Annotated in this window: 12 protein-coding genes; 3 read left to right on the plus strand and 9 right to left on the minus strand. The window is 37.0% G+C overall.

What is annotated here, in order from left to right; translation table 11 throughout:
• Positions 1-236: 236 nt before the first annotated feature.
• Entirely contained in the window at positions 237-836 is a 600-nt protein-coding gene (gene clpP / locus QDN89_RS07450; protein WP_280769482.1) for an ATP-dependent Clp endopeptidase proteolytic subunit ClpP, read from the plus strand.
• 259 nt (positions 837-1,095) lie between these two features.
• Here clpP and QDN89_RS07455 read toward each other — a convergent pair whose 3' ends face one another.
• The 7 genes from QDN89_RS07455 to QDN89_RS07485 form a co-directional block, all read right to left on the minus strand.
• Positions 1,096-1,353, minus strand: a complete 258-nt coding sequence (locus QDN89_RS07455; RefSeq protein ID WP_280769483.1) for an HPr family phosphocarrier protein — start codon at positions 1,351-1,353, stop codon at positions 1,096-1,098.
• A gap of 86 nt (positions 1,354-1,439) precedes the next feature.
• Positions 1,440-2,381: a DNA-binding protein WhiA gene (gene whiA / locus QDN89_RS07460; RefSeq protein ID WP_280769484.1), complete on the minus strand. Its 942-nt coding sequence runs from the start codon at positions 2,379-2,381 to the stop codon at positions 1,440-1,442.
• Positions 2,382-2,455: 74 nt separating this feature from the next.
• Positions 2,456-3,400, minus strand: a complete 945-nt coding sequence (locus QDN89_RS07465; RefSeq protein WP_280769485.1) for a gluconeogenesis factor YvcK family protein — start codon at positions 3,398-3,400, stop codon at positions 2,456-2,458.
• Positions 3,397-4,296 carry an RNase adapter RapZ gene (gene rapZ / locus QDN89_RS07470; RefSeq protein WP_280769486.1) on the minus strand — a complete coding sequence of 300 codons (900 nt, stop codon included), beginning with the start codon at positions 4,294-4,296 and terminating at the stop codon, positions 3,397-3,399. The genes QDN89_RS07465 and rapZ overlap by 4 nt, the downstream gene beginning before the upstream one ends.
• 24 nt (positions 4,297-4,320) lie before the next feature.
• The gene (locus QDN89_RS07475; RefSeq protein WP_280769487.1) at positions 4,321-4,806 is read right to left on the minus strand and encodes an NUDIX hydrolase; all 486 of its coding nucleotides are present in this window, start codon (positions 4,804-4,806) and stop codon (positions 4,321-4,323) included.
• 594 nt (positions 4,807-5,400) lie between these two features.
• Positions 5,401-6,357, minus strand: a complete 957-nt coding sequence (gene trxB, locus QDN89_RS07480) for a thioredoxin-disulfide reductase (protein ID WP_280769488.1) — start codon at positions 6,355-6,357, stop codon at positions 5,401-5,403.
• Between the two features lie 241 nt (positions 6,358-6,598).
• Positions 6,599-7,666, minus strand: coding sequence for a tetratricopeptide repeat protein (locus QDN89_RS07485; RefSeq protein WP_280769489.1), 1,068 nt, complete (start codon positions 7,664-7,666; stop codon positions 6,599-6,601).
• Between the two features lie 351 nt (positions 7,667-8,017).
• Here QDN89_RS07485 and QDN89_RS07490 point away from each other — a divergent pair, with 351 nt between their 5' ends.
• Complete coding sequence (locus tag QDN89_RS07490; RefSeq protein WP_280769490.1) at positions 8,018-8,575, plus strand: methyltransferase family protein; 558 nt, start codon at positions 8,018-8,020, stop codon at positions 8,573-8,575.
• Positions 8,576-8,704: 129 nt separating this feature from the next.
• Positions 8,705-10,222, plus strand: a complete 1,518-nt coding sequence (locus QDN89_RS07495) for a phytoene desaturase family protein (protein ID WP_280769732.1) — start codon at positions 8,705-8,707, stop codon at positions 10,220-10,222.
• A 130-nt stretch (positions 10,223-10,352) separates the two neighbouring features.
• Here the strand turns inward: QDN89_RS07495 and hisIE are convergent, their stop codons facing one another.
• Together hisIE and hisF are read right to left on the minus strand one after the other, a co-directional pair.
• Positions 10,353-11,006 carry a bifunctional phosphoribosyl-AMP cyclohydrolase/phosphoribosyl-ATP diphosphatase HisIE gene (hisIE, locus tag QDN89_RS07500; protein WP_280769491.1) on the minus strand — a complete coding sequence of 218 codons (654 nt, stop codon included), beginning with the start codon at positions 11,004-11,006 and terminating at the stop codon, positions 10,353-10,355.
• Positions 11,003-11,761, minus strand: a complete 759-nt coding sequence (gene hisF, locus QDN89_RS07505) for an imidazole glycerol phosphate synthase subunit HisF (protein ID WP_280769493.1) — start codon at positions 11,759-11,761, stop codon at positions 11,003-11,005. Before hisF ends, hisIE begins: the two co-directional genes overlap by 4 nt.

Consider the following 11,761-nt stretch of genomic DNA (forward strand, 5'->3'; position numbering starts at 1 on the left):
AATAATTTCAACTAGTCTTTTCTTGTTTGAAAAAAAGGAATATCGGTTATGATGAAAAATGGAGGATTTTCTTCTGGTGATAGAGTGATTATTATTTGACCTTCATTGACCTTTAAGGTTATGATGGAATCATACTTAATTTACAAAGAGGTGCACCCTAAATTCGCCGATTAAACTAGCGAAAGGGCTCATCCTCTGCAACCCAATTTAAGATAAAGCAAAGGAGGAACATAACCATGAATTTAGTCCCAACGGTTATAGAACAAACAAATCGCGGTGAAAGAGCTTATGACATTTATTCACGTCTATTAAAAGATCGTATCATTATGCTCGGGTCTGGAATTGATGACAACGTATCAAATTCTATCGTAGCACAATTGCTATTCCTAGCTGCCGATGACCCTGAGAAAGATATTTCTCTTTACATTAATAGTCCAGGAGGATCTATCACGGCTGGAATGGCCATTTACGACACGATGCAGTTTATCAAACCACAAGTTCAAACGATCTGTATCGGTATGGCAGCTTCAATGGGAGCTTTCTTATTAACTGCCGGTGAACCAGGAAAACGTTTCGCTCTTCCTAATAGTGAAGTAATGATTCACCAACCATTAGGTGGAACTCAAGGCCAAGCGTCAGATATTGAAATTCACGCAAAGCGTATTATTGAAATGAAAGAAAAATTAAACCAAATCATTGCCGATAGATCAGGACAAGATATTGAAACTGTTCGAAAAGATACAGACCGTGATAACTTCATGTCTGCTATTGAGGCAAAAAATTACGGGTTAATTGATGAAGTAATGGAAAAGAATCCAGACACTAAATCAAAATAAGTATCTTGTGTTAAGTAGTTCGGAACGCTTAACTTTTCACCCTAAAACGCAAAATGAGGGATAGTCTCCAATGACTATCCCTTTTTTATGCACTCAAATTCGTTTATACATTGATGAAGGATGGTTGTTCAATAGAAATTACTCCAAAATTCCTTACTACTCAATACGGTCATATGTTCTTGACTAATTATAGACTTAAAATAAATATGAGAATAAAATAGAAAAAGGCGTTACCGCCCTGTCTCTGCATCTTTTCAAATTAATCTTCTTTCTCAACAAAAGAAACTAATGTATCCATAGCTACTTGCTCATCAGGTCCCTCTATTTTCAAATGAATATCTTTATTAGCTCCAACTGCTAAGCTCATAATTCCCATAATACTTTTAGCATTGACATTTTTACCATTTTTCTCAATAAAAATATCCGAAGCAAATCGATTTGCTTCTTGTACAAACAAAGCTGCTGGTCTAGCCTGTAGCCCTGTTTTACGTTTCACTCTCACTGTTTTTTCAATCATTTCAATCATCCTCCTTAGTATAATCACACTCACAGGCTCACTATATCTACAAACGCTTTCATAATCGTTTTATGAAAAGCAGGGGACTACACTCTTTCCCCTGCACGAAGCTTGTTGGCGAATTCATCGATTTTGCGTAATCGATGATTGACCCCTGATTTACTCACCTTTCCACTCTCCACCATTTCCCCTAGTTCCTTTAATGTCACATCTTGATGATCAATTCGCAGTTGAGCTATTTCTTGGAGCTTGTCAGGTAATGTTTCAAGACCAACTTCTCTCTTTATAAAACGTATATTTTCTACTTGCCGCATTGCTGCACCAACAGTTTTATTTAAGTTTGCTGTTTCACAATTTACTAAACGATTAACTGAATTTCGCATATCTTTCATGATACGAACATCTTCGAACCTAAGAAGTGCTTGGTGAGCACCAATGACATTGAGAAACTCACTTATTTTTTCACTTTCCTTTAAGTATAAAATAAAACCTTTTTTTCTTTCAATCATTTTTGCACTTAAGTGAAAATGATTGATCAGATTACAAAGTGATCGATTATGCTCTTCATACAAGGAGAATATTTCTAAATGATAAGAAGACGTCTCTGGATGATTGACGGAACCACCTGCTAAAAATGCTCCTCGCAGATAAGCACGTTTACAACATTCATTTTTGATTAGTTCATTAGAAATTTCTCTTGTAAACGCAAAAGTGTCATCAACGATATGAAGCGATTCCAAGATCTTTCGAGCATCTTTACTTATTCTAGCAACGTAGACATTATTTTTTTTCAATCTCATTTTTTTTCGAACGAGCAATTCAACATGTACGTCGTAATTAGATTTCAATAATGTATACATTCTTCTTGCGATCGCTGCATTTTCTGTTTGAATATCTAATGTAATCCTCATGTTACGAATCGATATTACACCGTTCATACGAATTAACGCTGCCAATTCAGCCTTTGAACAACATGGTGACACTTCCATTTGCGTTAATTCTTTTTTTACCATGGAAGCAAAAGACAATGGTCTCACCCCTAACTTTTTAACCGATAACCTCAACAGATGATCTGATTATTATATCATGTATGAGAGTAAAATTATAACAAAGATACTAGCTGCCGAGACACTTTTAATGGATCGTGACGGAGAAGCTCATCATCAAAATATAACAAATGATCACCGATTAATAAAACATCTTTTTCTGCTAATGCTCGTTCATCGACCATAACCCCTTCTGCACCATCCTTTCTATATCGCTGTGCATAGGAGAACGGGATCGGTTGTGTATTAAACAATACAGCATCTACAATCTTACCTCCAGCATGGTCATCAATTGCTTGCACATGGTCAGATACAGTGTACCGATCTGTTTCACCAGGCTGAGTCATCACATTACATATATATACTTTCATTGCTGTTGATTTTTTTAATGCATCTTCCATACCTGACACAAGTAAATTAGGAATAACGCTTGTATAAAGACTACCAGGGCCAAGTACAATCAAATCTGCTTCTTCAATCGCATACAATGCTTCTCGCATTGGTTTAGGATTCTCCGGCTTAATAAACACCTTTTTAATTCTTTTTCCTATTTGAGGAATGTTCGATTCCCCTTCCCCAAACGTACCATCAACATATTCTGCATTTAGAGTCACATAATCATTTGACGCTGGTAACACTTTTCCTTTTACATTTAACACTCGGCTGATCTCTTGAACGCCTTGAGCAAAATCTCCCGTAATCGATGTCATACCAGCTAACAAAAGATTTCCTAACGAATGCCCGGACAATCCATTCCCATTTTCAAAACGATGTTGAAACAGCTCTTCCACAAGTGGTTCCACTTCAGATAAAGCAACAAGCACGTTCCGAATATCTCCCGGGGGTGGAATATTTAGCTCTTTTCTTAATCGACCGGAACTCCCACCATCATCTGCAACAGTTACGATTGCTGTAATGTCAACTGGAAAGGTCTTAAGCCCCCGCAACAAAACAGACAACCCTGTGCCACCACCTAATACAACGATATTTGCTTTCTTCAACCTTCTTTTCTCCCTTTTTCCACGTCACGGTGAGTCACATATGTGAAGTAATCAAGTTCTTCCAATCGTTCCTTGAAATACTCCCCTAACGTTACTGAACGATGTTTTCCCCCGGTACATCCAATCGCTAAAACGAGCTGACTTTTTCCTTCTCTTTTGTAATATGGAAGCAAATAGAGTAACAAATCCTCTAATTTTTCAATAAACTGTTGGGTTTCCGTCCATTTTAATACATAATCTGAAACTTCTTTTTCTAGACCAGTTTTTGGTCTCATGTGTTCGATATAATGTGGATTCGGTAAGAACCTTACATCAAAAACAAGATCTGCATCAATAGGAATTCCATGCTTATAACCAAATGATAATACTTGAACAGTAAAGGATTCCTTAGCTTCCGAAGAAAAACGTTGTAATATACGTTCTCTTAGTTCTAAAGGTTTTAATTCAGATGTATCTATAATAATTTTAGCTTGCCCTCTTAAATCATTAAGAATTTCACGTTCTGCATGAATTCCTTCAAGTGGAGAACCTCCATCTGATAAAGGGTGGGACCTTCTCGTTTCTTTGTAACGTCGAACGAGGGCAGAGTCTTTTGCATCAAGAAAGACAATTTGAGGTGTAACTTTACTTTCGGCTGAAATAGCATCAATCGAATCAAATAAATGATCGAAGAACTCACGTCCACGCAAATCAATTACTAATGCAACTTTTTGCATTTTATCCCCGGATCCTTCAACCAAATCTATAAATTTTGGTATTAAAGCCGGCGGTAAGTTATCTACACAAAAATATCCCATATCTTCAAAGCTTTGAACCGCAACGGTTTTACCTGCTCCTGACATTCCAGTAATGATAACTAGTTCAATTTTATTTGACGTTGTCGTTGTGTCTGGCATGGGATTCACCCCTTCATATTAAAATTAAATTTCATATTGTTGTAGTTTTATTCCTTCTGCATCTAAGCGGTACGACAGAAGTTCTAATTTTTCATTATAGGTAATTGATCCAAAAATCAATCGTTCACGATGTAAAATGTGGTTAAAAATTGGATAATCTCCTGGAGCCATCGGTAATTCTTCAATTTCATTTTTCGGAATCCATGCTAAATCACCTTCTGGAGATTGATTTAATAATGTCCCAGTAAAATCGTTTGCCCAAAATGTAAACATCATCCATTCCTTAATTACTTTACCTTTATCTTCGATAACAACAGTAAATACGCCTTTCAATTGAGGGTTATCTAGCGTTATCCCTGTCTCTTCTTTATATTCTCTTGTCACACTCTCAAGAATAGATTCACGAAGTTCCATCTTTCCACCTGGAGCAACCCACCATCCTCTACTTGGTTTCTTTAATAAAAGCACTTCGTTTCCTTTGGTTAAAATGCAGTTTGTAACTCTCTGCAAAGTAATCCCTCCTGTGAAGTGAACATCATTTCTATACCATTCGTTCCGTTGGTTAGTTATAACTATGATATGCCATATCCATGGTACATGTTCTTTATCATTTGTGTATTCGTAACAAATCTTGATATAAGTATACTACATCTAATTTGATACGAACAACTGAAAGTAAGAACGCAAATGGGGGAATCGAATGCTTTCATACCATTAACGGAACAAAAAAAGGGCACGAGCTTCAGCTCGTGCCAAAAGTAATATATAAAAAAGGGGGTCAATTACTAAGTACATCATAACGTTTTATTGTTTCAACATTGTTACAGAAGAGTTAAGTCACAATTACGTTTTGTAAATATCCCGTGTCAATTGGTTTCAAATGAAGCCTGTCATAGTTTTTAATGAATTCCTGACTATATAACAGTCAAATGATTACACTAGTACAGGCTTGGAAATCGATTGCACTTCTGGTTCTTTTTCTCATATTATCTTCATTTTCACAAGCGATATTACTAAGCGATATTCCCTATTTGTCTAAAAATCTTATTGCACAACACAAATAAAGAAAACCGCACTCAAATTCAGAGTACGATTTCCCCATTATTACACTTGTTTTGCACTTTTCAATTCTTCTAATAGTTCTTCTACATATGAGGCTGCTGTTTGAGCAGCAATACTTCCGTCACCCGTTGCAGTAACAATTTGACGAAGCATTTTTTCTCGAATGTCACCTGCTGCAAAAATACCAGGTATTTTTGTTTCCATGTCTTCATTTGTTTCTACATAGCCGTCTGCGTTCGTAATTCCAAGATTCAAGAACGGTGCGTTGATTGGTAACATCCCAATATAAATGAAAGCTCCATCCGTTTTAAATTCTCGTTCAGATCCATCTTTTTTGTTTACAAGTGTTACACTACCGACTTTGCCATTCTCTTCATTGATTTCTTTAACAACGTGGCTCCAAATGAACTCAATTTTATCATTTGCAAACGCACGATCTTGCAATATTTTTTGAGCACGTAACTCATCTCGACGATGGATAACCGTAACTTTACTTGCAAATTTGGTTAAATAAACGGCTTCTTCTACGGCTGAGTCTCCACCACCAACGACAACTAGTTCTTTGTTTTTAAAGAAAGCTCCATCACAAACGGCACAATAAGAAACACCTTTACCACTAAGTTCCTTTTCTCCTGGAACTCCTAATGCTTTATACTGCGCACCTGTTGTGATAATAATAGATCGAGTTTTGATTTCCCCACTACCTGTTTTAATAAGCTTATACTCTTTCCCATCGATAATTTCTTTCACATCACCATAAGCGTATTCCGCTCCAAATTTTTTGGCATGTTCAAACATCTTAGTCGATAAATCCGGGCCAAGTATATGGTCATATCCAGGATAATTTTCTACCTCTTCCGTGTTTGCCATTTGACCGCCTGGCATCCCACGTTCAACCATCACTGTTGATAAATTTGCCCTTGATGTATAGACAGCTGCTGTCATACCAGCCGGGCCGGCCCCAATAATAACTACATCATAAATTTTCTCTTCGCTCATTGATTACACGCTCCTAGCGAAATATTCTTTTTAATTTTAATCATAACTATATACTATTCAAAAACACTACATAAGTCCAAAAACTTGCTCATAGCTCTTGTCAAGCCATTTTCACTTGATAAAACTTTGACACTGAATTAATTTCTATACAACCATTATTTTTAACATTAAGCAACGATTTAATGTACTTCCATCTTCCACAATATTTCCATATTTACGAAACATTGAAAACAGTTTCTCATCATTGATAGAGAAACTGTTCAGGATCTTCAGCAGGATTTTTACCTTCATCTAATTGCATCAACAATTCTTCTAAAAAATATTGATTTTCAGGATCGTCTTTTTTCATTTGACTCCAAATCGCTTTAGCTGTATTAAAAAACCCGCATTGACAAGATACGATCGCCCATTGATGTTTCATATGAGCTGGTTCAGGAGTTGACTTGCTTACAAGACGCTTTTTGTACCAAATATATGATAAGCGATACTGCTTAACTAGATGAAGAGTGCGAGCAAGAAAATAACTATCCCAATCATCTATAGGATAGACGTTTTCTAATTTTTCGATCCACTTTGAAGCTTGTGGGTGATTTACCTGATATAGCAGTACAGTCATTTGACAACTAGCCAAAAAGTTAGGTGATTCTTTCTCAAGTAAGTTTTTTAATATAGAGTAAGCTTCCTCTACTTGACCTTGATTCATTAATGCATCTGCCAAGTAAACGTAGATGTTCCAATGTTCTGGGTCAGAAGCTATGATTTGTCTCGCAAATTCCTCAGCTTCTTCATATTTTCCACTATTCAACAATTTCATCGTCGCATAATTAGCTTTATTATTTATTTGTTCCTTTATTTCTGTTTCACTAAGTTCTCCTTCGATGTGATCCTCATCATTTTGACTCGATATCATTGCCAATAAAGATTCTGCATCTTCAGAGAATTCTCCTTCTTCATCAATTTCCAAGTACGTTTCAAGGTTTTTCGATGCACGGTCAAATTCTCCGAGGTGGGCCTGATTGTTCGCTAAAAAAAAGTAACATTCACTCATAGAATCGTCAATCTCATCTTTTATTTTATGAAGCCAAGCGTTCGACTCTTCGTACTTACCTTCTTCCGATAAAACGATAGCTAACTGACAAGCGAAAACCGGTTCCTCCGGTTCAATACGGATCGCTCTCTCAAAAAATTGAATCGCTTTTTCAACCGATTGGTTTTGATATGCTTCAATCCCTTTTTTATAAAAATATCCACCATCTTGCATAAATGTAATGACTTGACCGTTCTTTTCTTTCGTTTCAATATTTGGCATGTAAAATGCCTCCATTTCATTTAACAAATTATAGTTAAGAATTTCTTTTTATCTTCTGTTATCGTTTTTGTTTATCAAAAAGCTATATTTTAAGATTCAAGTCTTTTTAATAGTAAATCGATTCAACATTCAAGTATACTGACAGTTAATAGTAAAGATTGCTTGTCTCAACAACCTACGTGAAGTATAACACGCAGATAGATAGGCAACAATGCTCATTCAGAAGCAAAAACATACTTCCTAGAATTTTTTTACATTCTATTATTATATGGTTATTTGTATACATTTAAGGGTATGTGTTACATATTGTAATTTTTAAAAGATCGCCTTTTCGGTAGATGGAGGAAAACGATGGCTATTGTTGATATTCTATTTATAACGATTACCATTATTTGGATAGGAGAGTTTTTTGTTTTTAAAAACCGTCGAGTCGATGATGATAAATCTGAAGACACGTCTTCTTTCTCTCCAATATTATTTTCTACCATTGGTGTCATTACTGTGTCTATTTTTTCTAGGGAATTTTCATTCCTTTCATATACTAACACATCATTCATGTGGATTGGAGTTCTTTTTTATAGTTTCGGTGTCTTCATTCGATATTGGGGAATGGTTAAGCTAGGAAAGCAATTCACTAGAAATGTGAACGTTGCAACGGATGATCAAATTGTTGGAACTGGACCTTTTCGTTTTCTCAGGCATCCTCTTTACTCAGGATTATTGAGTACGTTGATAGGCATAAGCATTTATACTGGTAGCATCATTGGTTTTCTGATGATTTTTATTGTCTTTATTCCGTTCTTACTAAAACGCATTCGTCTAGAAGAGGCCATGCTTACCAAAGCATTTGGACCGGATTATAAAAAATGGGCCAAAACAAGAAAAAGACTCGTGCCTTTTCTCTATTAGGTTCCTTTATCATTCCGCATTATTTAAAAAATTAACAAGAATAATTGTTCTAGTATGTCCTTGTATTAGGGGATTTCTTTCCCCTACATAAAATATAGAGGCTAAAAGATAAATGGAGGTGCGTAAGTGATGCAAAGTAAAAAGAAAGCAGTCGTAATTGGTGCGGGCTTAGCAGGTCTTTCATCTGCTATACGCTTGTCAGGAGATGGGTATCAAGTAACTGTATTAGAGAAAAACGAAACCATTGGTGGTAAGTTGAATCAGAGATCAGGTAAAGGATTCCAGTTTGATACGGGTCCTTCGATTTTGACAATGCCTTGGGTACTCGAACAACTCTTTAGTAGCGTTCATCGAAAGCTTGATGATTATATTGAAATAGAAAGAATTGAGCCACAGTGGCGAACGTTTTTTGAGGATGGAACATCATTAGACGTCCTATCTGATATCCCTAATATGTTAGAAGAAATGAAAAAAGTAAAAAGTAATCCTGACTCTTCATTCATGAAATTTCTTTCGTATTCACAAGAAATGTATGAAGTTTGTATGAAAAGTTTTTACAAGTCGAGCATTTCTGGTTTAAAAGAATTAAGAACGCAGCATAATTTGAAAGAGTTATTGTCCATGGATCCTTTTCACACTGTTGCTGATGGAACGAAAAAACATTTTAAAAACAAACACTTAGAACAATTATTTAACTTCTTTGTCATGTATGTCGGCTCCAACCCTTACCAAGCACCAGCAATATTAAATCAACTTGTTTATGTTCAGTTAGGATTAGGTATTTATTATGTCAAAGGCGGCATGTACAACATCGCTAAAGGAATGAATGCAGTTTTAGATGAGCTTAGAGCTGAAATTAAAACGAGTTCTCCTGTTTCTCATGTAGTTATTGAAGAAGGAAATGCGAAAGGGGTCATGACAGAAAGTGGCGACTTTTATGAAGCTGATGTCGTCGTGTCAAACTTAGAAGTTATCCCTGCCTATCAATCCTTGTTGCCGAAAAATAGTAAAACGAAAAAGGAAATCAAACAACTCTCAAAAACATATGAACCAACGGTCTCAGGGTTAGTCCTTTTACTTGGAGTTAATAAAGAATTCACAGAGCTAAAACATCACAACTTCTTTTTCTCCGAAGATCCTGAACTAGAATTTAAACAAATCTATGACAAAGGAATACCTGCTGATGATCCGACTGTTTACATTGGTGTTTCTTCCAAGTCTGACCCTAGCCAAGCACCAGATGGCAAAGAAAACTTATTCGTATTAACCCACGTCCCACCAAAAACTGCAATGAAAAAAGACGGGGATTGGGATGCTTATCGTGAAGTTGTGTTAGATAAGTTGGAAAGAATGGGAATGGATGGTCTTCGAGAATCCATTGAGTTTGAATATGCCTTCACTCCAGACACGTTAGAAGATTTATATGGAGCTAATGGCGGTTCCATTTATGGTATTGCGGCAAACAAAGCAACCAATGGTGGGTTTAAAATTCCAGCTAAAAGCTCTTTATATGAGAACCTTTATTTCACTGGTGGTTCCACACACCCAGGCGGCGGTGTTCCAATGGTTACATTATCCGGTCAGTTAACCGCAGACTTAATTAAAAAGAACGTAGAGGAAGCAGAGCTTAATCAAAAAAATGGCTAAGCCCAATTAAAAAAAACGCTAGACCTCAAATGGTCTAGCGTTTTCGTTTGTTTTTTGAATGTATACAAACTCTAACTCCCAAAATAAAAATCCCCACTTTTTTCAATAAAAGTGGGGGGACGACAAGTAATTATTTCCCTGCGTGACGATCAGCTAGTCGGTTTAGGACATCATCTAACGGTAATTTTTGTTCACGTAACAATACAAGCCAGTGATAAAGTAAATCTGCACTCTCCCAAGTGAGTTCTTCTTTGTCACGATTTTTTGCGGCAATGATGACTTCTGAAGCTTCTTCGCCTACTTTTTTCAAAATCTTATCGACGCCCTCTTCAAACAAGTACGTCGTGTACGCTCCCTCTGGGCGTTCCGCTTCACGCGTGGCAATCACTTCTTCCAACTCTTCAATGATCGCAAAGCGATTAGCTGGCAATTCATCTGTGGATTCCTTTTCAGTCTTTTCACTTTTACTCCATAATACATCCGGAAAGCAACTATAATCTCCTTTATGACATGCTGGACCTTGTGGATCAACCATGACGACGAGAGCATCTTGATCACAGTCATAGCGAATTTCTTCTACTTTTTGTATGTTCCCAGATGTAGCCCCTTTATGCCATAACTCTTGACGAGAACGACTATAAAACCACGTTTCTCCCGTTTCTATTGTTTTCGTTAATGACTCTTCATTCATATAGGCAAGTGTGAGCACTTGTTTTGACTGTTGATCTTGGACGATCGCTGGGATTAACCCGCTTTCGTCGAATGATAACTGATTGATATTCATCGAATTTCGAGCCCCTTTTCTTTTAAGTACGATTTCACTTCGGCAACGGAAGTTTCTTTGTAATGAAAGATCGATGCAGCTAACGCCGCGTCGGCTTTACCTTCCGTAAATACGTCGTAAAAATCTTCTTTCTTACCTGCACCACCAGATGCAATCACTGGAATAGATACAGCTTCACTGACCGTTTTTGTTAACGAGATAGCAAACCCTTTCTTTTCCCCATCTTCATCCATGCTTGTAAGAAGGATTTCTCCTGCGCCTTGTTTAACAATCTCTTTCGTCCAAGCAATGATTTCCCAATCAGTAGCATTACGTCCACCATGGGTATAGACACGCCAAGAGTTCAACTCATCATCCCACTTAGCATCAATTGCTACAACGATACATTGTGATCCAAAGAAGTCTGCTCCTTCACGGATCAATTCTGGTCGATTAACTGCCGCTGTGTTTAACGATACTTTGTCAGCACCAGCGCGGAGAATACGTTTCATGTCTTCTAAAGTATTGATTCCTCCACCAACGGTAAACGGAATCGCCAACGTCCCGGCTACTTCCTCCACTACATCAACCATCGTTTCACGACCTTCATGAGAGGCAGAAATATCTAGGAAAACGAGTTCGTCTGCTCCTTGTTCATCATAGAAGATACCCATTTCAACGGGATCACCAGCGTCACGTAAATTCACAAACTGAACGCCTTTCACAACTCGACCTTCCTTCACATCCAAACATGGGACAATTCGTTTCGTTAACAT

This window comes from Salipaludibacillus daqingensis, assembly GCF_029891575.1.
In the GTDB taxonomy this organism is placed as follows: domain Bacteria; phylum Bacillota; class Bacilli; order Bacillales; family Salisediminibacteriaceae; genus Salipaludibacillus; species Salipaludibacillus daqingensis.